Genomic DNA, 21,619 nt, shown 5'->3' on the forward strand with positions numbered 1-21,619 from the left:
TGGGGAGCCAGCCCTACCTTTGCATCACCCCGCTACAACGCAGCCTCCCGTGGTGCCATGCGTCTGGCACTAGCTCGTCGTACGATCGTCGTAGGATGAACGGCAAACAGGACGCATCACTCCACATGACGCGCGTGGACTTGTCCGGCGCGCAAGATATCCTGGCGAAGTACGACGCCGGGAATCTTGCCGTAGAAGCGGTTCCGGGCGCCGGCAAAACGAGCGTAATCGTTCGCCGGCTCGAGCATCTGGTAGAATCCGGCGTGCCGCCGGAACGCATCCTCGCGCTCACGTTCTCGCGGCGAGCGGTTCGCGAACTGCGCGATCGGATCGGCCGTAGCTTGCCCGGCGTTTCGGGCCGGCTGGAGGTGCGCACGTTCCACGGGTTCGCGTCGCGCCTGCTCGGCATCGATCGCCCCGGCTTCACATCGGGCCGGCTGGTCGAACGTCCGGTCGCCGAGCTGGTCTTGCGCGAAGCATTTTCGTCGACCCCCGCGCGCGGCTTCGCGCCCAGAGTGCTGCGTTCGCCATCGTTCGTGCGCGATGCCGAGCGTTACGTCGCCGATTTGCAGCGAGCCGGCGATTCGGTGCGCGCCGAATTGGCGCGCGACGGCAGCGAACGTTTGCGCGATTGCATACTTGTATCCGAACGACTCTCGCAACTGCGCCGCGACCTGGGGATCGCCGACTACGACGATCTCGTCGCACGCGCCACCGCGTTGGCGACCGATCCAACGTCGCGCGTGCATGCCTGGCTACGCGATCGATACGACCACGTGTTGGTCGACGAATTTCAAGACACCGATCCACAACAGGTGCGGCTGGTCGAAGCGCTGGATGCGACGGTGTTTGCCGTCGGCGACCCGGCGCAGGCGATTTATGGTTTCCGCGGTGCCGCGCGCGATGCCATCGAGCGCGCCGTACGAACGCTGCACATGCATCGCGAGCGTCTCGACGCATCGCGGCGCTGCCCGCAGGCGATCTGCGACATCGTCAATGCGATTCCGGGACTACCGGATGCGCAACGCATGACGACCGCGGTCGAGCACGGCGGAACCGCGTCGGTACTCGTGGCTGCAACGCCGCTCGACGAAGCCTCGCTGGTCGCCGATCGAGTCGCAGCCGCGTGCGAAGCCGGCGTTGCGCCATCGGAAATCGCAGTGCTGCTGCGATCGCTCGAACCGCTCGGCAGTTTCGTTCGTGCGGAAATCGAACGGCGCGGCATTCGCGTGGCGCTGTCGGGCGGCGACGCGATCGTGCACGAGCCGGTGGTACGAACGCTGCTCGATGCGCTGCGTGTCGTCGCGGATCCGTCGCAACTCGATTGCTGGGCCGATCTCTTCGCGTCGCCGGTGCTCGGCTATCCGCGGTTGCGAGCGTTTCGTGCGCTGCACGCTGCGAAACCCGAAAGCATCGATGCAGCCTGTGACGTGCTACAGTCGTGCGGTTCCGGACGGGTCGACGCCGGCGCGGTGCGGCACGCGCTGCTCGAAGCGCGCACGGCATGGGAAGGCGGCGATGTCGATCGAGCCGCCAACGGCCTCGCGATCGGGCTCGATCTGCTGGGCGCCGTACTCGACACGAGCGATGCCGCCGCGCGTCGCGCCGGCCGCCGTCTGCGCCGCACGCTCGAAGCACTCGAAGATATCGCAACGGCGCAGCGCCGGCTCGGCCGCGGCGGAAACTCGGATGCGGTGCTATCCGCGTTGCTGGAACATTCGGCGCAGTGGCCCGACGAAGCCGACGAGTCGAGCGACGGCGATGCCGTGCGCGTGCTGACGATTCACGCGTCGAAGGGCCTCGAGTTCGATACCATCGTGCTGGCCGATGCGGCCGACGGACACTTGCCCGTCGAGCTACGGCGCGAAGGCATTCTCGACGAATCCGATCTAGTGCTGTCGCGCAGGCTCGGCTGCGATCTCGGCGCTACGCCGGCCGAACACGTGGAAGAAGAACGCTCGCTGTTTTACGTGGCCGTCACTCGTTCGAAGCGCGAGCTGATCGTTACGTTTTCGGCCCACGGGATCGACGGAACGCCGCAAGCGCCGTCTCGATTCTTACCGTTGCACGAGCGCGATCGCTTGGCGGACGCCGAGCCGTATCGCGCGCCACTGCTGTTCGACGGTGCGGCAAAACTGCTGCCGGCCTTCGAACCGCGTCCCGTAACGCTGCCGAAGCGCATCGGCGTAACGCGCATCGACGACTGGTTCTCGTGTCCGCGCAAGTTCTTTTATTCGGCCGTCGTCCGTTTGCCGAGCGAACGCGCGTTTACGATGACGTTCGGCACGTTGGTTCACAAAACGCTCGAACGGTTCCACCGCGAGTACGGACGCGTCGACGGCGACTCGGATGCGTCGGCGTGGAACGAGCGCATGCGTGCGATTCGGCGCGAGGTATGGCTCGACGCCGGCTTCGATTGGAAGCTCGAGAGCGATGCCGCCGGCGCCAGTGCCGACCGAATGCTCGAAACCTACGTCCTCGAAACGATCGCGCACGGACGCGAGCGTCCGTTTACCATCGAGTCGATCGAACGCTGGGTTGAGGCCGACGTCGACGGTAACGAGACGATCGGAAAACTCGACCGCATGGACCGTTTCGACGATGGCTCGTCGCGCATCGTCGATTACAAGACCGGCCGGTTATACAACGAGCTCCAGGCCGGATTGGAAAAGCTGGTCGACGCGGTCGCAAACGACAAGCTCTACGGCGAAACAACGCCGAAAATCGCCAGCGTCCAGCTGCCGTTATACCGGCGCGCGCTTGGGGGCGATCCCGAAGTCGAACTGATCTACTTGCGCGGCAAGGACGGCGGCAGCATCGCGTTCGACGGTCTGGACCGTACGGGAGAAGTCGAGTTGTTGGCTCGGGTCGACGACGCCGTGCGCGCCGGCTTTAGCGATGCGGTGGTTCGGCCGCAGGCGATGCAACGCACGACCGGCGATTTGCGGGTCTGCCAGCAATGCAATTTCTACGCTATATGCGATGGCGCGCTCGAAGCGGTGGACGCACAAGAATGAGCGCGTTCGACGTTCGGATCTTCGGCGAACGGCAACCCACCGCCGAACAACTGCGAGCCATCTCCGCACCGGCCGACGGCCGCCGCGCGATCGACGCCGGCGCCGGCACCGGAAAGACCACGACGCTCGAGCTACGCGCATTGTATTTGGTCGCGAGCGGCGCCATTCGACCCGAAGAGTTGCTGGTGGTCACGTTCACGCGCAAAGCCGCTGCCGAAATCGGCGAACGCATTTTACGGACGTTGGACCGCGAGCGAGAGCACTCCGAGGACGATCCGCACGGCGTGACGTGCTGCACGATCCACTCCCTCGCGTCGCGGATTCTCGACGAGTTCTCGTACGCGCACGGCGAAGCGGCGCCGCCGCGTCCGCTGGCCGATGCCGAGGCACGCGCGTTATTCGACGAAGTGATGGACGAAGCGTTCGACGGCGTTTTGAACGCGCCGGTCGACGCGCTTCCGGTGTTCGAAATCAAACCAGCCGAACTGCGCAGCGCGTTCGCGACGTTGGTGCTGAGGCTAAAACAAGCCGGTATCGATCCCGAAACGTTCGAACGCGAAGGACTCAAAGCGGCGGCGGTATTGGGTGCTCAACCGTGGGGGCAGCTCTGGCAAGTGGGAAAGAACGGCAAACCGATCGCTCACATTCCCAAGCCCGAACGCACCGAACGCCAACGCCGCATCGAATCCGAGCGCGAAGCCTCCAACGTGCGCTTTGCCACTGCCGTGTATCGGCGATTCAATCGCCGACTCGAGGAAGCGCAAGCCGCGACCTACGCCGATCTCTTAACGCAAGCGACCGCGTTGCTCGAAGCGCACCCGGAGATCGGTGCGACGTTACGCCGCCGTTGGAACTACGTGCTGATCGACGAGTTTCAGGACACGGCGCCGGCGCAGATGTCGTTTCTACGAGCGTTGTTTGGGGATCCCGAACACCCCGAGCGCGAATTGCTGCGCGTGATGGCGGTCGGCGATTTCCGCCAAGCGATCTACGGCTTCAACGGCGCCGATCCATCGATCATGCAGCGCTTCGCAAAGAGCGCCGACGACGTGTACGCACTCGGTGAGAACCGCCGTTCGACCGAGCAGATTCTCGCCGTTGCGCACGGCGCGCTGTCGGCGGCCGCCGGCGAATTCGAACCGGGCGACCCGATGACGGCCCGGCGCGGCGCGGCACCGGTGGCCTGCGTATTTGCCGGCGTATTTGGCGCGCCGGGCGCTCCGATCGCACAGCGCATCGAAGCCGAGGCGGATGCGATCGCCGACGAGATCGTACGCTTGCGTACCGAGAACGTCGCCGCCGGCGATATCGCGTTGCTATTGCGCAAACGCACGCACGCACATCGCTACGTACGCGCGCTGGCGCGCCGCGGTATTCCGGTCGCGCTCGACCGCCGTTCGGGCCTACTGGAGATGCCCGAGATTCGCGATGCGCGCGCGTGGCTGCGTTTGTTGACCGACTTCGGTAAACCGACCGCGCTGACGCTCGCATTGGTGCGGGTACTCCAATCGCCACAGGTGCGTCTCGACGACGAAGGGTTGGCGCAAATCGCGGCGTGCGCGGATCGCGATTGGGCCGGTGTGGTGCTCGATGGTACCGCGGACGAGCGGCTCGACGAGCGGGTTCGCGCCAAGCTGCGGAGCGTGCGCGAGTGGCTGACCGAACTGCTGCCGGGGCGCACGGAGACGGCGACGCTCGGCGTCCGGCGGCTCTTTGCGACGGTGCCGTTGGCGGCATCGTACGCCGGCGATACGCAAGCCGAGCAGCGACTGGCGAATTTGCGCGCGTTCGAACTCTTGGCGCAACGCTTTGCCGCCGACGCGGTCGACCCGAGGTTGCCGGAGTTCGTTCGCTATTGCGAGCGCTGCGTCGATTTCGAGGAATCGGTAGAAGAAGCCGATCTGGATGCCGGCGGCGTAGCCGTTATGACCGTGCATCAGGCCAAAGGCTTGGAGTGGAACGCGGTGTTCGTTCCGGGCGCCGACCCAATGCACTACTCGAATCGACTGACGGTCGGCCCCGTTCGTTGGGACGACCGGCATGGCGCACTGGTTATGAGCCGCGACATCGACGATTGTTTGACGTTACGCAACATTATGATGAGATGCGACTACGACCCGCAAACGGGAGAGTTCGCCAAAGAGGATGCGCGCAAGCGGCGCCGCGCCGACGAGGAGTGTCGGGTGCTGTACGTCGCGCTTACGCGTGCGCGCGACCGGCTGTACGTGTCGAGTCCGAGCGGCGAAAAAAGGACGCATCCGAGTTTCGACGCGATCGTCCGGTCGGCGTCGGCCTGGCCCAAGTACCCGGTCGAAATATCCGAGGAACCGGCACGCGTGCAGCAGCGAACGACGCGCGTGGAAGCCTACGAACCGTTGCGGTTGCCCTTCGACGACGTGCCGGCCCCCGTACCGTCGTTTACGGCGTTATCGACGTATCGGACGTGTCCGCGATCGGCGCGCTACAAGTACCGCTTGCGCTTGCCCGAACTCGAAGGCTTGCACGAACGCGAAACGCCGGGAGCGGCGAGCGAATGGGCGCTCGATCCGGCGTCATTTGGTTCGCTCATTCACCGCGCGCTCGAACTGTGGGGACAAGCACGAATCGACGGCGAGCCGATCGATACGGAACTGGCGCTGCAGAACGCGTTGGTCGACTTCGACAACGCGTCCGACGCGGATCGTGCGCGCGCGCGCGCGGTATTGGCGAAGGCCGTGCCGGTGCTCGATGGCTTAACGTTCGTTGCGGTCGAGACGGGATTCGATCACGAGGTGGATGGCGTCAGCTTAAGTGGCGTGATCGATTTGATCGCGCGCGATGCGGATGGCACGCTGCTGGTGGTCGATTACAAGACCGGCACGGCGATTGCCGACGAGTATTACGGGCTGCAGCTCGACTTGTACGCGCGTGCGGCACGCGAGCGCTACGCGGGCGAACGGCTGCACGCTCGGATTCTGCGGTTATCGGAATCGCAAGCGCAGTGGCGCGATGCGATTCCCACGGCGCCGCGGGAACTCGAGCGACTACTACGCGATTCCGACGGCTTTCGTTCGGACGAAGCCAAGGTGGGACCGCATTGCTCGACGTGTCCGTACAACGGCGCGCCTTGCCACGCGCCTAGCGAACGGTAATACGGCCGATCGCTTCTGGCGATAATGATGACGTGAACCACATTGCGCCATCGGGACCGGCCGCGATGCCCGACAGCGACGTGAATCCAGAGCCGACGTTGTAAAAGGCGAACTTGCCCGACATCGTGATGCGGCCAATATATCCGGTATTGGTGGCGCCGGTGAACCATAGCGCGCCATCCGGCCCCGTAGCGATCGCGTACGCGTCGGCGTGCGGACTCGGCAAGGTGTATTCGGTCAGCTTCCCCGCGGTCGTCAGCCGGCCGATGGCGCCCGCGAATTCTTCCGTGAACCACAGTGCGCCGTCCGGTCCGACGCAGATCGACTGAGGTCCCGCACCGACGGTGTACTTCGTTACTTTGCCCCTGGTTGTCAGCCGATACACGTGATTCGAATAGTGCGATCCAAGCCCAGATTCTGCGATCCACAGATTCTTGTCGGGGCCTTCGACGATGCCCTCAAGGGCAGCATTGCTCGCACCGACCGTAAAGCGCTGGATCTTTCCATTGTTAAAACGATGACCGACGGTTCCGTTGATTTCGGTAAACCATAACGTTCCGTCAGCAGCGGTGGTGATCGCTTGCGTATACGCTCCGCCGGGATCTTTGTACAGCGTTACCTTGCCGCGCGTCGTTATCCGGCCGATGCCGCCCTCTTGTATCCCTTGCGTAAACCACAGATCGTTGCCGGGTCCGGCGGTGATTCCGGGGTCGACCTCGGTTCCGGTTACTTGTTGCAGCGTGTACGTCCCATCGGTCGTAATTCGGCCGATCACGTCGTTACCGGGATCGGTAAACCACAACGCACCGTCAGGACCGGCGACGATTCCGGCCGGGGTCGCGTCGCCGAAGGTATCGGGATATATCGTTACCACGCCGCGTTTGTCGGGCTTTGCCGACGAACGGGCAGCGGCGATGGAATTTGTCGATGGAAGGGTGGAATGCCCGGCGCACGCGCTGAGGGGAACCAGCGCGGCCAAACTAACGACCGAAAGAAGCTTTTGCATTAACGCATTATCTCCGTAAGGTACTGTGCTACGTGATCGTGTCCGGCGTATCGCGCCCATTCGAGTGGGGTGGCGTCGTGCCGAACATCGATGATATCGGTGCGGGCCCCGTGTTGGACGAGATATTTCGTGAGCTCCAGATCTCCGTTCAGCGCGGCTTGGTGCAGCGGCGTTCCGTGTGAATGCATCCGCGGCGGCGAAAAGCGGTTCGGATCGGTGCCGGCTTCGATCAGCAGCCGAACGATATCGGCGTGTCCGAATTGCGTCGCGAGCGACAGCGCGCGTTGCCGTTCGAGCTCGGTCGCGGTGGCGAGCGCGTCGGTCGCCTCCCGCAGGCGCCCGGTGGCAGCGGCGACCGGTAGATCGAGTTTCGCCCCGTTGCGAAGCAGCTCTTCGACGGCTTCGAATTGGCCGTAGATCAGCGGCGCGAGCAACGCGTCGTTCGGATCGGCACCGGCGTTACACAGAACGCGGACGAGCTCGGGTTGCATGCCGCTTTCGTGTGCAACGGCGCTCGACGCGACGAGCGCGAGCGTATCGGTCAGCGTGCGGCGATCGTTCTTCGCACCAGCGTCGATCACGATTTGCGCCAGTTCCGGTGCGTTCGACGGCAGACGTCCGTTCCGCGTCGGATTTTCCGCGACGAACTCGAGCAACGTCGGATCGTGAAAATAGTTCATTCCTTCGAGGTGCAGGCGTTGCGTCGCCAGGCCGGGATTGCGTTGCAGCAACCCTCGCAGGCCGGCTGCGTCGCCGGCGTCGAGCAGATCGACGGCCTGTCGAAACAGCGGATCTTCGATGCGCAGATGCGCCGGTTGGAACACGTCGGGCCGTTCGGACAGTTCGGCGAACGCCTTAAGCCGGGGCCACGATTCGAACCCGTATTCGTGCGCGATCGTCAGTTCGGCATCTGCCTCGGTAAAGGGCGCTTCGGCGATGCGTTCGTCGGATGCATCGGAAAACCGCGGATGAAACTCGCGAATGCGCTGGCAGGCTTGCGGTGTGGCCAATTTCCGATCGCGCAGCAGATCGCGCATCCGTCGTTCGATATCCGGAAAGGTCGTGGATGCGTTCAAAACGCGCGTCGGCATGCCGCCGTTCTGCGGGATATGGTGGGCCTCGCCCTGCCTCTAGGGCGTTGCCAAACCCGCTCGTTCGCGTAGCCATCCAACGACGGCATCGCTGAGCCGCGAATCGTACTCCTCGACGCGCTTTCCATAATCCGCGTAGGCGACCGCCGTGGTCGCGGCCTTTCCGAGGAAATGCGACATGCCGTCGATCGTAACGAGCGTCGCGGATCCCGTCCGGCCCGTGTTGACGACGTCGACGATGCGTTGATGATCGGCGATTTCGGTTTCGAAATCCGACGTACCATAGATGGCGAGGACTGGAAGACCGAGCTTCATCCACGGCTCGATCACGTTGAGTTGCGCGACTTCGCTGATGTAGCCTTGCGAAACGGGATACACCGAATCGTGCGTCTTGCACGACGGCATCGTCGCCTCGACCGCGCGTTCGGGTTGGCCTTGGACCATATACATCTGCATGCAACTGGCCTTCTCGATGAGCGCGGCGTCGATCTCGGCCGGCGAACTGCCGTCGAGTTCTAGATCGCGACGTAAATTGCGAATCTCGTATTCCGGCCAATCGCGACCGACCGCTTCGGCGACGATCAAGCCGGCGACGCCACCGTCGCGCGCCAGCCGTGGCGGATGACGCTCCCGATGCTGTGCCCAAACAAGAAGATGCGCTTGGGGTCGATCGACGGGTTGCTGCGCATCCAGGCCAGCGCCGCCGCGTAGCCGCGCACTTCGGAGTCGAAGTCGACATTGGCTACACGGCGGACCTTGACTGTCACCGACGCCGCTCTTTTCGATGCGCACGGTTGCGACTCCGGCGCGAGCCAGATCGCGCGACAGATGCAAATACGCGTCTTGCGCGTTGGTTGCAACGTCGACCGAGAAGCAGCCGATGCCGCCGAGAATCAACACCGCTGGAACCGGCGTTCGTGCTCCGCTCGGAACGGTTAGGATCGCGCGTCGTAGCGAGTTGTCGACGACGATGCGATCGTAGGTGGTGGTGACGCCGTCGAACGCTTCGTTATTTGCGGTGCCGAGCACGACATTCGTGTGCTGCGGACTTCCGTCGCGCACGTAGACGACGTCGAGTGTCGTACCGGCTGCCGAATCGTGCACCACTCGATAGAAATCGACCGGCGCTGGGATCGAACGCCCACTCATGCTTCGAACGATATCGCCCGGACGTAACCCAGCTGCGTAGGCGGGACCGTTAGGCGTAACGACCGAGAGCGCGACACCGCCCGGTTTTTGAACCGCGGCCGCTCCGAATAACGCGTGTCGTGCTAACGGCCCGCGCGGCGATTGCGGCACCGGGGGTAACCGGAAGGTCGAGGTATCTGCCACCGCCGAGCGCATGGGCCACGTGACCATCCGTTGTTGTGGAAAATCGTACACGACGTTAAACCGCTCGAGATACCCGTTGCCGATGCTGCCGGCTTGCTTCGTCGATCCGAAGCCGCCGGTGTACGCCAACGGAATGCGCGTCGTTATATCGGCCGAGGTGGTGCCGAAGGCTTGCAATGTCGTGCGTAGCAGATCGGCATACACCGGCCCACCAACGCCGTATCCGGTTAGCGCGTTGCGAACGGTAGCAAAATGCGGAAAGTCGTTCGTTTCGCTAAATCCTCGAAAGAGCGTCAGCTGCGAACGGTCGCCGGTGTCGACGATAAACGTTCCGCGTACGCCGTCGACGCTTGCCGGCACGTCCAAGAAACCGTCCGCCGACGAAAACGGCGTTTGCGTGGCACCGTCCGGCATCGCAACGATCGCATCGGCAAACGAAATGCGCCGCTCGTCCATATCTACCACCACGCGATACCGTCGAAGTTGATCGACTCCGATCACGCCGTCGAAACGCGTGAGGCCGATCCCGCGGCGGATGCGAGAAAAATCGATGACGAACGCCGGCGCGCTTGCGAACGCTACATTGCCAACGCGTAAACCGCCGATCGTCGTTTTCATCGCGGTTTGGCTGCCTGCGCCCGCACCGGTCAACGATCCGGCCGGCTTCAAATGCAGACCTAACCGTCGCGCTACCTCGGGCGTAATGCAAAGGCCGCCCGAGCCGGTATCGACGATCATTGCAAACGGGCCGGCCTTGCCGATGTAGGCGCGCACGAAGATGCGATGATCTTGCAACGTGAACGGAACGCCGTTCGAGAGCGCGGCTGCGAGCGCTAGTCCAAGCATCGGTGCCACCCCGCAAAGGCGCTATGACTCACTTTCGGGTACGGCCGGCACACCGCTCTTGCCGGAGCCACCGCATACGTCGCCGGCACGCGAACGGCTGGTCGCGCATGGTACAAAGCTGCCACCGGAACGGCCGCGCAAACAGCGAGTACGGCCGTGAGGGCCGCCTGGCGCGCATGTCGAGCGAGGGCGGGCAGGCACGCATCCACAATCGACGCGGGCGACGGCGGCAATGCTTCGAGCAATGCGACGAATTCGTCGCCGTAGCGCTCGCGCCAATCGCGCGAATACAGCGTTGCGATCGATTTGGCGAGCCGTGTATTCATGACGTCGCCAACGCGCGCAACGCCTTGCCGTAACGCTGCAATCGTTCGAGCCGCTCCTCATAGGCGCGCTTCCCGGCCGGCGTGATGCGGTACGGACGGCGCCCACGCTCTTCGACGTCGAGCGGCCGGATGTAGCCGGCGGTTTCCAGACGCGCCACGATACCATACAGCGTTCCCGGCCCGAGCCGCTTACCGGTATGCGCTTCGACGTCGGTGATCATGGCGTATCCGTGCTTGGCGCCACCTACCAGCGACGCGAGCACCAGAACGGCCTCTTCAGAAAGTTCGATAGTACGCGACACGATATATATCGTAGCACGTAGTAAAGGGTCTGTCGACCGGCCCTCGCGTGGCCGGCAGCAATAGACGAAAGAAACGCGAATACGAAAGGGATCGCGTATGCCATCTGAGGTGATTCAATGTCGAACTACATCACGGTCCCGATGAACGAAAACGGCATGATTTTCGACCCGACGATGAACGTCGTCTTTGCCGATGCCATCGCCCCAGAACCGTTTGGATTCCAAGACGTGTACATCTATTCGCACGGCTGGTCGACGGATGCCGATCGCGCGCTCGATCTCTACAACCAGTTTTCGATCGAGCTGTCGCGCCAGGTGTTGTTCGCGAAGGCGTTGTCACCGTGTCCGATGGCCAATCCGCCGCAAAACTCGCTTGGCGTTGGAATCCATTGGCCGTCGGAGATCACCGAAGATCCGACCAGCCTTCTCAACGACTTGCAGCTCTTCTCGTTTTACACGATGGAACATCGCGCCGATGCGGTGGGGAAGAACGGCGTCTATTCGATATTGCGGTTGCTGTTGAGCCAGCGCGCCGGATCGGAGTTGCCGCTACGATTATTCTTGCTTGGCCACAGCTTCGGTTGCAAGGTCGTTTGTTCCGCGCTCAACGACATGCAGAGCGATATCGCGAACGGCACGATTGCCGTACCCAACAATATTTCGTTTCGCGTGGTGCTCTTGCAAGCCGCTACCGATCACGACAATCTCGAGCCGACCGATATTTACAAACAGGTATGCGGAATTTCGAATTTACGTTTGCTGATGACCACCTCGGCGGCGGATAAGGCGCTGGGCACGTGGTATCCGGCCGCAGCGCGCATCGCGAACATCTTTCACGGTGGCGATCCGACGCCGGCGCTCGGTTCGTCCGGGCCAACCGCGGCGACCGTGGCAGCGTTTGGCGGTTCGGACGCGCTGTCGGTGAATATCGGTTTTACGGCACAACAAGCGGCTTCGCAAACCGCGCGCTTGGTCGTTGCCGATCTGACGCCCGCGCACGAGGCGCGTATCGGCACCCAACAGTTCGAGGGTGGCGCCAGCGGTTCACATTCCGATATCAACTTTGCCGAGGTGTACCAGCTGGTGCTCGGCTTTATGTTCGCTTGAGGCTTCGCCCGGCGCCTAAAAGATGACGAACGCGATAACGCCGCCGAATGCAAAGGCGGCCACGACCATCGCGAGGATGAGGCCGAAACCGGCGCGACTCGTTCTCGGGACGCTCGACGGGCTTCGGCCTTCCATCAGTGCGACGTAGACCGGGAAATTCGGGTTACTCGGATCGAGCGGTCCCATGGTACAACTCCTGACTTGGATAACGAACCGGATTGTCATGCGTGACCCAGGCAAAACCAACGGCCTTGGAAAGCGTCGCCACGCAGGCGGACTCAGCGAACGTGCTCATTGTGACCAGCGCTTCGGCCATGCGGGCCACCTCGCGACGTGGCAACCGGGCCACGGCGGCCATGAACGGCGCGGCGTGCTGCTCCTCGACGAGTGCTTTTAGCTCGCCGCGTATCGCGCCGATCAGGTCGGGATGGATCCCATCGACGATCGTGTCGATCGTTTCACGGTGTGCGAACGGGACGACGCATGTATCGAGATCGACTCCGATCCGCACCGATTGACGGAGCATGTAGCGTAAGCGTCCGGCGACCACCGTGCCGACCGAATACACCAGCACCGACGGAAACGGTTCGTCATCGCCCAGGCCGGCGATCGCTATCCCGCTCTCATCGTGCGGGTGGCACCACTCTTTTTCATACATGAGCGCAAGAACCGAACGCAGCTGGGCGCGTAGCTGTCGCGTGAGCTGCATATCGCCGAACGCCTCGTCTTCGAGTTCGTCGATCTGTTCGCCGTACGTCGCGACGACTCGCGCCCCGAAACCCTCACCTAGTGCCGCTACGCCGGGCCGGCCTTCGCAGTCGTGCCGGTCTTCGCGCAGAATCGTGGCGAGTTCGGCGCGCCGTTCGACTGCGGACGTCGTCGCGCGTTGATCCGCAATCGCTTCGATTCGATCGCGGTAATCCGTCCATAGGCTAGCGACGCATCGCCGAACGCGCTCGGCCTGCAGTTGCGGACATAGCGCATCCGATCGTTCGATAAACGCAAAAAAACTCGCGGCGTATTCTTCGAGCGTGGCGTACGTTCGCGTTCCGAGTTGTCGCGCGTACATGCGCACGATCGTTTCCCACGGAACGCCCATCATGTCGTTCGCGCCGAACGCGACGATCGTCACCGGAACGTCCGGCGCGATGGAAAAAAACGTTTCAGGCATGTTCGCAGCCAGTGCGACCCCCCGGCGGTTCATGACCGCTACTACGCACATCATGCACGTAGCGTATACGGAGCGCACGCCACCCGTTTGGCGCGGTGGAGGCTTGGCGTGCGCTGCGTACGTGCATCGACGTTCGTTATCGACGTCGAAATGTATCGAACGTATGTACGATGGTTTAGCCGGGTTTTGCCATAAACTCATACAGCTGGCCGTGGTAATCTGCGGTTCCCGAAATCGTACCGTCGGCGAACATCTGACCGGTGAACGACAGCGCGCCGCCGATCTTGAACTGTACGTTGTCGCTGCTGCGATCGACCGTTCCGGTGATCGGAACGATCCGTCCGTTCAGCGGATCGGGTCGCACCGACGTGCCGGTGTAGGTGCCGGTTACGTATCCGTCGTCGATCGTTAGCTGCATCTTGCCCGAATAGGGGACGCCTTGGTTGCCGAACGAGGGTGTAAAGGCAGCCACGTACGGCATCGGAACCGCGGGCGATTCAGTAGTAGTGGCCGTGGCCGGAATGGCGGTTCCGAAGATCAGAAACAACGCTGCCGCCAGCGCCGCGCGACTGGATTTTGCCTTCATACATGTAGTACAACGGCCGGGCGCACGTAATAGTTCTCTTGCCGGGTAAACCCGCCATTAGAGTTCGCCGCTGGAAACCGAGTGTAGGGCTTTTAGCGAAAGAGCGGGACGCTCCACGAACGTCCAGCTAAGATACGCGGCGACCGTCGAAACCGCTAGCGACAGAGCGAAATACGGAACGAACCCCCAGGTGTTGCATCCAAAGGTGAACAGCAACACCTGCAGCGGGAAGGCATAGATGTAGATGCCGTACGACAGGTCAACCTTCCGGTCGAAGCCTTTGATCGGCAGATTCGCAGCGGCGAATAGCGCAAGGTACGCAATACACGGGGGCGCGACCACGCGCCAAGCCGGGGTCGGCCCCGTAGCGATTGTGGCAACTACTGCGGCCGCGACGATCCACCAACGCATGGGGACTCGATCGCGCGTGAGGTACGCCAGCGAACCACAGCCGAAGTACAAGAACAGAACCAGCGTGTTGATTTGACCGTAGGCGGCATCCGGCACTGTAACGATGAGAATCGCTATCGTCAGCATCACGCTCGCGGTACCGATAGCGACGATCCGAAGGCGCCACGGTGCAGTCGAGGAGCCGATTATGATAGACGCCATCAGGTAGCAGATAAACTCCCATTGCAGCGTCCACAGCGATTGGTTTATAAAATCGTTAGATCCGATATTCCCGATAGAAGTCTGCACCGTTACGAGTGAAGCGTTCTTGAGAACGTAAAGCCATGGGTCGAGTCGAAGGTAGCCGTGCAAAGTCCCGAACTCATGCGCGTACGCGATTGGAACGAGGACGAACGCCGTCACGATAAGGCACACCCAAAAGCCGGGGAATATCCGAAGGATGCGATGCCACAGGAACGTGGTGCTATCCAGGTGCTCGCGGCTTCGCGTAATGAGAAAACCGCTCAGTGTAAAAAATCCCCCGACCGCCAGCTCACCGGCCGTGAACTGCCAGTGGCTCCACGAAGAGATCGGGTCGAAATTTCGGTAACCGAACTGTCCGATCGAGAACGAATGCGACCAAACTACGATAACGGCTAATAGAAGCCGCAAGAAGCCGATCGCGTTCGACTTAAAGTCGAGCTGACCGAGAGCTTTCACAGGCCACTAATATACCACGGCACCCCAGGCGATTCTCGACGTGGCCTAGAGACTGTGTCGCCAGGCAATCCATCTGCCGAGCGGGCTCGTTGTGAAGCTGACATACACAACGATCCTCAAGGAGATGGATGGATGGGAAGACTCAAGAGCATGGCGCTCGCGCTCGTCATCGCTGGAAGCGTGACGACGGTCGCCTTCGCGCAAAGTGCGATGCAAGACCCGATGGTCGGCGGCGCGGCCATGTACCCCAGCAAGAACATCGTGCAGAACGCGATGAACTCGCCAGATCATACGACGCTGGTTGCCTTGGTGAAGAAGGCAGGCTTGGTCGCGACGCTCGAGGGTCCGGGGCCGTTCACGGTGTTCGCGCCGACCAACGCCGCGTTCGCAAAGCTGTCGCAGGCGACCGTCGATAAGGTCACCGGCGACAAAGCCCTCTTAGTGAAGGTCCTCACGTATCACGTGGTTCCGGGCCGCATCGATTCGAAGCAGCTCGCGCAGATGATCTCGGCCGGCGGCGGTAAGGCCATGCTCAAGACGGTCGACGGCGAGAGCCTCACCGCTTCCATGGACGGCAACTCGATCGTGCTGACCGACGCACACGGTGGCGTGGCCACGATCACGACCGCGGACGTCTATCAGTCCAACGGCGTAATCCACGTAATCAACTCGGTTTTGGTCCCCTAATACCGGCTGGAGGCGCGACGGGGATTACCGTCGCGCCGCCCAATCGACGGCGTCTACGAAGTCGGAATAAGCCTCGTGTGAATTAGCTAATTTGGTATAGACCCTTTTGGTTATTTCCGCGTCCAGATTTTCGTCGGCGTGAAGAGCGGTTTGCAAAGCGTCGGCCAAGCGTTTCTTTTCAAGACGGTCCCGGGTCGAGCGCAATTGAGCCTCGATCGATTCGATTTCTTCATCGATTTGTTTCGAGACGGTGGAGCGCTGTCTGTTCCATTCCATGACGGCAGCTTCGGCAAGCGATGCCAATAAATACCACGGAATGCGTTTCCCGTCGCTGCTCGTAGGCATACGGCGTATGGCTTTTGAGGCCGATACCGGCTTCGGTGCGTCGGCGTTGGGATAGAGTTTTAGAATATATTTGGGGCGACCCGTTGCGGGTTGCCGGCCGCGCGTCGGTGCTTGCAATACTTCTGCAAGTCCGCGCACGCGCAGGCGATTGGCTAAAGCGGTATCTTCTGTAACTCGCAGATTAGTGCCCGTTTGTCGTTTACTTCCGGACGTCCAATCGCGATCGATCGGCTCTTTTAAAGCCATAGCTATGGTGAGTAAATTTGATGCGGGTCTCGGTGTCATTCTATCGCCTTCTGACTCCTGGGTCGATTTCTTTTTTTCAAGATAGCCCGTTTGAATAAATAATTAATAAAGCCAATAGCGTTAGTACCCAGAATTCAGCCTTTGAGACAGCCCCCGCTTAAGGAGCGTACTACGGCCGGACGGTAACGGGTTCGACGATACTTTCTTGGCCGAAGCCGTCGGTGAAGTTGGCCATCACGGTAAACCGCGTTGGCACCTTGACCGCGGGCGCGACGAGCGTGATCGTCGTTGCGTCGGACCCGACGATGCGCCCGGTGACCTCGTGGGTGGCGTCGTTGAGGGAGATCCGCATGTCGTTGCGAGGGGAGAGGACTTGGACGTGTATCGACCCGCCCGACAGTACGACCGGCGTCGTTACCTGGAACGTGCCGTTCGCGCCTGCTTCCGCGCTGGACATCTGTGTGGAGCCGTCGTCGCCGGCGATCTGTGCGGCCGGGGCGGCGGCCACCGCCGCAGCCGGCGCCGGCGGAGCCTCTGCGACGATGAATCCGGCGCTCGATTCGGCGGCCGAGCCGCCCTTGGTTACATGGACAACGACGCGCATCTCGTGCGTGCCGGCAAGCGGCGGCACCACGAACGCCGTGCTGCCGGAGCGTGAAAATGGCTTCTGGGCCCAGATGACCCCGTCGCTCCCGGTCAGACGCACGTAACCGTCGTCGGCGTTCGCCGCATATGAAACCGCGATGGGCTGGCCCGGCTTGGCCGCAATCGGCGATACCTGTACGCTGGCGACCTGCGCTCCACCGCCACGCTTGAGCGGCAGCGCGTTGAGCACGCGCACCTCTTTGGCGTTTCCGAACGGGCCTTGCATCGACATCTGGAGCGTATAGGCACCGGAATCCGTCGACGCTGGAAGTGCGACCGGAATCGCGCCCGAATGCGCGGCCAGCGTTCCGCCTTGCAGCCGGTGTCCGTCGGGAGCGGTGATTTTGTAGGCGAGCGTTCCGGCGCCGGATGCGGAGTACTCGGCCTGCACGGTGGTGCCCGATAACGCCATCGGCGGAACGGCAAAGGCCGCGATGTGCGGCTGCGCGGCGGAAAGCGCCGTCGCGCCGGCAACGACGCCCGCTAAGGCCAGCAGCGCAAATGCGCCGCATGCGACGGCCGCCGAGCCGGCACCGCGACGCGGCGCCCGTGGCAGCGAGACACTCTGCACGAGACAACGCACATCGTCGCCGGTTACTTCGGCCATCGCGCGCTCGAACGAGTCGAACTCGCGGGGACGTACCGGAACCTGTGCTGCGGTTGTAGAGAAGGGCTTAATTTCGAAGTGCAACGGATATGCTAGCACCGGCGACGCGCTTCGCGTGACGGCCCAGATGCGGCAGATCAGCGTCGACGCGCTTTGGTTGACGATCCGCAAACCGTACAAGGCGACGCCGGTCCGTCGATCGTAGGTTTCGAAGACGAAGAGCGCCGTTACAGTGCCCGAAAGCGTTTGAACGGCGGCTCCGGGACCGATGGATGAACTCGGAACTAATGCCCCGTGTGCGCGCACAACGAGGGCGCCGTTATCGCGTTCCGTACGAACCTACTGCGAGATGACCATCTGCGATGTGCTCTGCATCGCTATCCCGGCCCGTGGGAAGAAGGGCGCGATGAACGCAAACGGATACCTGACCGTCACCGAGACGACGCAGCCGGGGCCGTTGGTCGCCGCTCCGGTCGGACACGACACAGGCGTCTCGGTTGCCGTGATGCTGCTCGTAGTCATCATGCCGGTGTTGAGGCTCTGGACGTACGTCTGCAGCCCGGTGCTTCCCGCGCTGCAGTTGTCGATCACGTAGCCGTTGCCGCTGGTACACGACAGCGAGCCGCGAACGATCATCCAACGCGCTCCCAGACGAGCGGAGTTTGCGACCCACGAATACGTGTAGGTTGCGCGGCCGAAGTCGATGATGCCGAATAACAGCAGCAGCACGACGCTCATCGTGATCGCCGTTTCGGCCATACTCGCGCCGCGCTCGGAATGCTTCGCGCGGATCATTGATTCACGACTCGCATGGTCGAGCTGCCGGTGACGGTAACCGGATTCGGAATGCCTGGGTAGGGAAACAACGGCGTGAACGAGCCGGTGGTCGTGACTTGGACGTAATACACGGACCCCGGCGTTAAGGGTGACGAACCGCTGGTCGGACATGCCGACATGCTGCCGTTATTGACGGCCACCAGGCACGTCGGCGTCGTATGAAACTGCGCTAGCGACTGAGCGTCGGCAGTCGCGGCAGCGGCGATCGGAACGGCTTGCGAAACGTGCTCGAGGTCTAGCGAACCGTATTGTGCGCCGGCTCGCGCCGCGTTGGCAGCTAGGATTGAATAATACGCATACCGCCCGGTATCGATCATGCCGATTGCCAAGAAGATCATGACCGGCGCCAAGATCGCGAATTCCACCATACTCGTGCCGCGTTCGCAACGGCGTAATGTTCGCAGCAAGTGAATCATAGTTCTTGCAATCATTGCGCCAACGTCGGGTTTTTAATGAGCGAGTTTCCGGTGGTGGGTCCTGCGTAATCGGCGGTGTTCGTTCCGTTGAACTGCATCGTGTCGAACACCATCACCGCGTATTGACCACCGGTTCCATTGACTTGGCCCATCGCACCCGGCGCATAAATGAGTCCGCCCAGACTGTTCGTTCCACCGTTGAACTGTACGATATTCGTATTTGAGGGGACTTGGTAGACCAAGACGCCCGCTGTCGGACCGGTCGTCATTGGCGTAAACGCTTCAGAACTGCCGTTGAACTGGAGAGAGCCGCCGGGTGCATTGTAAAAGGTAACGTTGCTACCGACCACGCTGCCGCCGTTCTGTTGAAAGATGCCCGTCATGGTGTAGATTCCAGACGTCATCGTGAGCGTTCCGCCGTTGACTTGAATCTGACTGAAACACACGGGGTTACTAATGGTGCCACCATTGATCGTTTTCGAGCCACCGTTGAGTTGAACCGACTGGCAGTTCGACGTAGGCTGAGGATTCGCGGCTAAATAGGAGCAACCCGTAATTTCAGAACACGGATCGGCGAAAGTCGGGATTTTCTGTGGCGTGGCTTTCGGAAACGACGTGGCGTTGTTTTGCAATGACTGCGCGTATCCAAAGCCGGCGACCGATACGGTTCCGCCGTTCGTTTGCACCATCGAACTGTTGGCCATGATGCCGCAGGTCGGAGCTGTGATGTTCACCCCGTTGAGCTGGAACGTCTTCGTCGGATCCATCAGGAAGATGCATCCGTTGTTGTTCGAAATCAACGTGGCAACTGCCTGAGTCGAAACGGGGATCGTTTTTCCTTGACCCAGCATACCCGTGAAAAAGCGGTTCACTTTGGTGTTCGTGACAACTGCCGAGACCGAGCAACTCTGGCCGGCGTACGGGCCGATTACGGACGGGCTGTTGATCGTTACCGTGACACCACCGCTGCCGTTGGTGTAGCCGTTCGCCTGCGCATCATGCTGTCCGGCGGTTTGCGCGGATGTTGCGCTGCTACACCCCGCGGCCAGCAGCGCTTGCGCGCCGCCGAGCGCGGCAGCGTCGGCTGCATTCTGTTGCTGGCGCTGCTGGTACGACCAATAGCCGACGTCGACCGCCAGGCCGGCGAACAGCATCAACACTGCGAGAGAGACGGCGATCAGCGGTAGAACTTGCCCGCGCTCTGAGTGACTTGCGATCATTACGGAACTCCTAGCGATTTACGATCTCAGGGGTCATTACGAAGACCACGTCGGTCGCTGAATTTTGGTACTGCGTCGAGGTAAACAGTTTTCCAAGGATCGGGATGTCCGAGAGTAGCGGAATCTTGTTGACGATCTTCCGCGTTATGCGCTGCACGAGTCCACCCATGACGATGCTTTCGCCCGGCCGTGTAATCACGTCGGTTGAAAGTTTGCTTTCCGTCAGCGCCGGAATCAGGAATCCCGAAACTTCGACGGCATTAGCATAATCGAGCGCCGAGATGTCCGGCGTTATGGCCGCTTCGATCGACCCGTTCCCCAGAATAATCGGCGTAACGTTCAGCTGCACGCCGTACGGCTGATACTGCACGTTGACGGACCCTAAACCGGACGTCGTGACGACCGGTATCGACCCGCCTACCAGGAACGAGGCCTTGTTTCCTGGGCTCGTAACCAAGTTCGGACTGGCAAGCGTCTTTACGTGGCCTTCTTGCATCATAAGGTTGAGGGTCGGAGCAAGCGTCTGCGTTCGATAGAACGGCGAGACCGTAAACGCTCTACCTAGCCCACTCGGCGACTCGATGAATGGGATCGCCGGCGCTATGAAGTTGGGGACGATCTGGCCCGTTACGGGTTGCGCGGCGAACAGTTGCAGGCCGAGGTTGGACTGGGCCGTCTTATCGACCTCCAGCACGTACACTTTGATGTCGATCTGGCTGTTTTCTAACGAACTGAGCCGGTCGATTAGCTGGCCGTTGCTGGCGAGATAGGGACCCGACAGGCCGCGCGCCCGGTCGAGGATCGCCTGGGCGGTAACGGCGTCGGTCGCGTTGCCGCTGACGATGACGTTGCCCTTGCCGTCCGGGTCCACGCGAATGTTGGTTGCGCCCGGGATGTTCGCGATCGCCTTCTGCAGGTCGCCGAGGTTCTGGGTGATCGTGACCGCGTTAACGATGACGCCCTTTTGCTCTTTCATCATCGCGTCGAAGCGGGCGATGACATTGGTGACTTGCTGGAACTGGGCTCCGTCGCCTACCGTGCCGCGTACCACGATCGAATGGCCGAAGCTGACGACCTGCACTTGCGGCGCCGAGATGGCGCTACGCAGCATCTCCGCGACGTCGTCCATCTCTTGTGCGGTGACCGTTACTTCATATGCAGTGCGGTGGCCGTTTGCCCAAATGAACACCGTCGTGTGCCCCGGCTCCTTGCCGTTGATCACGACCTGTGAGGTCCCGATCGGCAACGCGCCGGCGATCTGGCCGTCGCCGACGGCGACGCGGGACAAGCCCGATGCTTTCAGCACGACCGAATGTCCCGACTGGATCGAGATCATAGTTACTTGATCGGCGACAGCCGGCATGGCGCATACGGTAATACCGAAGGCGACGGCCACTGCGACGAGCATACGAGTCAACGAAATCATCCGGCTCCCTACGGCATAGGCGACGAGCGGGCGCTCCAAGGCGTCCGTCAGATGAACGCATTATGGCACGGTTTCGTGCGTTAACGCGTTAACGCGACGGATACGTTGAGTTAGAATGTCGGGAAACGGAACGTCCACGGTTGCAAACGCGTTGACGTGGGTGTA

Annotated in this window: 19 protein-coding genes; 4 read left to right on the top strand and 15 right to left on the bottom strand. The window is 61.8% G+C overall.

Going from position 1 to position 21,619, the window contains the following annotated elements; genetic code table 11:
• The first annotated feature begins 95 nt into the window (after positions 1 to 95).
• Both VGF98_13800 and VGF98_13805 read left to right on the top strand, forming a co-directional pair.
• A complete protein-coding gene (locus VGF98_13800; protein HEY1682714.1) occupies positions 96 to 3,017 on the top strand; it encodes an ATP-dependent DNA helicase in 2,922 nt (973 codons plus the stop codon).
• Positions 3,014 to 6,148 carry a UvrD-helicase domain-containing protein gene (locus VGF98_13805; protein ID HEY1682715.1) on the top strand — a complete coding sequence of 1,045 codons (3,135 nt, stop codon included), beginning with the start codon at positions 3,014 to 3,016 and terminating at the stop codon, positions 6,146 to 6,148. Before VGF98_13800 ends, VGF98_13805 begins: the two co-directional genes overlap by 4 nt.
• On the opposite strand, the gene VGF98_13810 is transcribed toward VGF98_13805, so the two are convergent.
• Genes VGF98_13810 through VGF98_13830 form a run of 5 tightly spaced genes read right to left on the bottom strand, consistent with a single transcriptional unit; the run spans position 6,135 to position 11,051 of the window.
• Complete coding sequence (locus tag VGF98_13810; GenBank protein HEY1682716.1) at positions 6,135 to 7,154, bottom strand: hypothetical protein; 1,020 nt, start codon at positions 7,152 to 7,154, stop codon at positions 6,135 to 6,137. The two genes, VGF98_13805 and VGF98_13810, sit on opposite strands and share 14 nt — an antisense overlap.
• Entirely contained in the window at positions 7,154 to 8,245 is a 1,092-nt protein-coding gene (locus VGF98_13815) for an ankyrin repeat domain-containing protein (protein ID HEY1682717.1), read from the bottom strand. The genes VGF98_13810 and VGF98_13815 overlap by 1 nt, the downstream gene beginning before the upstream one ends.
• Before the next feature lie 39 nt (positions 8,246 to 8,284).
• On the bottom strand, positions 8,285 to 10,423 hold the full coding sequence (locus VGF98_13820) for an aspartyl protease family protein (GenBank protein HEY1682718.1): 2,139 nt from the start codon (positions 10,421 to 10,423) through the stop codon (positions 8,285 to 8,287).
• Positions 10,411 to 10,749 (bottom strand): hypothetical protein, encoded by a 339-nt coding sequence (locus VGF98_13825; GenBank protein ID HEY1682719.1) that lies wholly within the window; start codon positions 10,747 to 10,749, stop codon positions 10,411 to 10,413. The genes VGF98_13820 and VGF98_13825 overlap by 13 nt, the downstream gene beginning before the upstream one ends.
• A complete protein-coding gene (locus VGF98_13830) occupies positions 10,746 to 11,051 on the bottom strand; it encodes a PadR family transcriptional regulator (GenBank protein ID HEY1682720.1) in 306 nt (101 codons plus the stop codon). Before VGF98_13830 ends, VGF98_13825 begins: the two co-directional genes overlap by 4 nt.
• 117 nt (positions 11,052 to 11,168) lie before the next feature.
• Between VGF98_13830 and VGF98_13835 the strand changes: the two genes are divergently transcribed.
• Entirely contained in the window at positions 11,169 to 12,158 is a 990-nt protein-coding gene (locus VGF98_13835; protein HEY1682721.1) for an alpha/beta hydrolase, read from the top strand.
• A 15-nt stretch (positions 12,159 to 12,173) separates the two neighbouring features.
• Here VGF98_13835 and VGF98_13840 read toward each other — a convergent pair whose 3' ends face one another.
• From VGF98_13840 to VGF98_13855, 4 genes are all read right to left on the bottom strand, one after another.
• Positions 12,174 to 12,344, bottom strand: a complete 171-nt coding sequence (locus VGF98_13840) for a hypothetical protein (GenBank protein ID HEY1682722.1) — start codon at positions 12,342 to 12,344, stop codon at positions 12,174 to 12,176.
• On the bottom strand, positions 12,322 to 13,362 hold the full coding sequence (locus tag VGF98_13845; GenBank protein HEY1682723.1) for a hypothetical protein: 1,041 nt from the start codon (positions 13,360 to 13,362) through the stop codon (positions 12,322 to 12,324). Before VGF98_13845 ends, VGF98_13840 begins: the two co-directional genes overlap by 23 nt.
• Before the next feature lie 142 nt (positions 13,363 to 13,504).
• Positions 13,505 to 13,915, bottom strand: a complete 411-nt coding sequence (locus VGF98_13850) for a hypothetical protein (GenBank protein ID HEY1682724.1) — start codon at positions 13,913 to 13,915, stop codon at positions 13,505 to 13,507.
• A gap of 57 nt (positions 13,916 to 13,972) precedes the next feature.
• Positions 13,973 to 15,025: an acyltransferase gene (locus tag VGF98_13855; protein ID HEY1682725.1), complete on the bottom strand. Its 1,053-nt coding sequence runs from the start codon at positions 15,023 to 15,025 to the stop codon at positions 13,973 to 13,975.
• A 150-nt stretch (positions 15,026 to 15,175) separates the two neighbouring features.
• Between VGF98_13855 and VGF98_13860 the strand changes: the two genes are divergently transcribed.
• Positions 15,176 to 15,712: a fasciclin domain-containing protein gene (locus tag VGF98_13860; protein HEY1682726.1), complete on the top strand. Its 537-nt coding sequence runs from the start codon at positions 15,176 to 15,178 to the stop codon at positions 15,710 to 15,712.
• A gap of 24 nt (positions 15,713 to 15,736) precedes the next feature.
• On the opposite strand, the gene VGF98_13865 is transcribed toward VGF98_13860, so the two are convergent.
• The 6 genes from VGF98_13865 to VGF98_13890 form a co-directional block, all read right to left on the bottom strand.
• Positions 15,737 to 16,342, bottom strand: a complete 606-nt coding sequence (locus VGF98_13865; protein ID HEY1682727.1) for a hypothetical protein — start codon at positions 16,340 to 16,342, stop codon at positions 15,737 to 15,739.
• Between the two features lie 130 nt (positions 16,343 to 16,472).
• Positions 16,473 to 17,861, bottom strand: a complete 1,389-nt coding sequence (locus tag VGF98_13870) for a hypothetical protein (GenBank protein ID HEY1682728.1) — start codon at positions 17,859 to 17,861, stop codon at positions 16,473 to 16,475.
• 33 nt (positions 17,862 to 17,894) lie between these two features.
• Positions 17,895 to 18,350, bottom strand: coding sequence for a TadE/TadG family type IV pilus assembly protein (locus VGF98_13875; protein HEY1682729.1), 456 nt, complete (start codon positions 18,348 to 18,350; stop codon positions 17,895 to 17,897).
• On the bottom strand, positions 18,347 to 18,760 hold the full coding sequence (locus tag VGF98_13880; GenBank protein ID HEY1682730.1) for a TadE family protein: 414 nt from the start codon (positions 18,758 to 18,760) through the stop codon (positions 18,347 to 18,349). The genes VGF98_13875 and VGF98_13880 overlap by 4 nt, the downstream gene beginning before the upstream one ends.
• Before the next feature lie 59 nt (positions 18,761 to 18,819).
• Positions 18,820 to 20,028, bottom strand: a complete 1,209-nt coding sequence (locus tag VGF98_13885) for a pilus assembly protein TadG-related protein (GenBank protein HEY1682731.1) — start codon at positions 20,026 to 20,028, stop codon at positions 18,820 to 18,822.
• A 10-nt stretch (positions 20,029 to 20,038) separates the two neighbouring features.
• The gene (locus VGF98_13890; GenBank protein ID HEY1682732.1) at positions 20,039 to 21,454 is read right to left on the bottom strand and encodes a pilus assembly protein N-terminal domain-containing protein; all 1,416 of its coding nucleotides are present in this window, start codon (positions 21,452 to 21,454) and stop codon (positions 20,039 to 20,041) included.
• Positions 21,455 to 21,619 lie beyond the last annotated feature (165 nt).

It is taken from the genome of Candidatus Tumulicola sp. (assembly GCA_036490475.1).
Lineage (GTDB): Bacteria > Vulcanimicrobiota > Vulcanimicrobiia > Vulcanimicrobiales > Vulcanimicrobiaceae > Tumulicola.

Coding starts and splice junctions, on each gene's coding strand:
- VGF98_13800 (HEY1682714.1), top strand. CDS start 96: ATGAACGGCAAACAGGACGCATCACTCCACATGACGCGCGTGGACTTG.
- VGF98_13805 (HEY1682715.1), top strand. CDS start 3,014: ATGAGCGCGTTCGACGTTCGGATCTTCGGCGAACGGCAACCCACCGCC.
- VGF98_13810 (HEY1682716.1), bottom strand. CDS start 7,154: ATGCAAAAGCTTCTTTCGGTCGTTAGTTTGGCCGCGCTGGTTCCCCTC.
- VGF98_13815 (HEY1682717.1), bottom strand. CDS start 8,245: ATGCCGACGCGCGTTTTGAACGCATCCACGACCTTTCCGGATATCGAA.
- VGF98_13820 (HEY1682718.1), bottom strand. CDS start 10,423: ATGCTTGGACTAGCGCTCGCAGCCGCGCTCTCGAACGGCGTTCCGTTC.
- VGF98_13825 (HEY1682719.1), bottom strand. CDS start 10,749: ATGAATACACGGCTCGCCAAATCGATCGCAACGCTGTATTCGCGCGAT.
- VGF98_13835 (HEY1682721.1), top strand. CDS start 11,169: ATGTCGAACTACATCACGGTCCCGATGAACGAAAACGGCATGATTTTC.
- VGF98_13840 (HEY1682722.1), bottom strand. CDS start 12,344: ATGGGACCGCTCGATCCGAGTAACCCGAATTTCCCGGTCTACGTCGCA.
- VGF98_13845 (HEY1682723.1), bottom strand. CDS start 13,362: ATGAACCGCCGGGGGGTCGCACTGGCTGCGAACATGCCTGAAACGTTT.
- VGF98_13850 (HEY1682724.1), bottom strand. CDS start 13,915: ATGAAGGCAAAATCCAGTCGCGCGGCGCTGGCGGCAGCGTTGTTTCTG.
- VGF98_13860 (HEY1682726.1), top strand. CDS start 15,176: ATGGCGCTCGCGCTCGTCATCGCTGGAAGCGTGACGACGGTCGCCTTC.
- VGF98_13865 (HEY1682727.1), bottom strand. CDS start 16,342: ATGACACCGAGACCCGCATCAAATTTACTCACCATAGCTATGGCTTTA.
- VGF98_13875 (HEY1682729.1), bottom strand. CDS start 18,350: ATGATCCGCGCGAAGCATTCCGAGCGCGGCGCGAGTATGGCCGAAACG.
- VGF98_13880 (HEY1682730.1), bottom strand. CDS start 18,760: ATGGTGGAATTCGCGATCTTGGCGCCGGTCATGATCTTCTTGGCAATC.
- VGF98_13885 (HEY1682731.1), bottom strand. CDS start 20,028: ATGATCGCAAGTCACTCAGAGCGCGGGCAAGTTCTACCGCTGATCGCC.
- VGF98_13890 (HEY1682732.1), bottom strand. CDS start 21,454: ATGATTTCGTTGACTCGTATGCTCGTCGCAGTGGCCGTCGCCTTCGGT.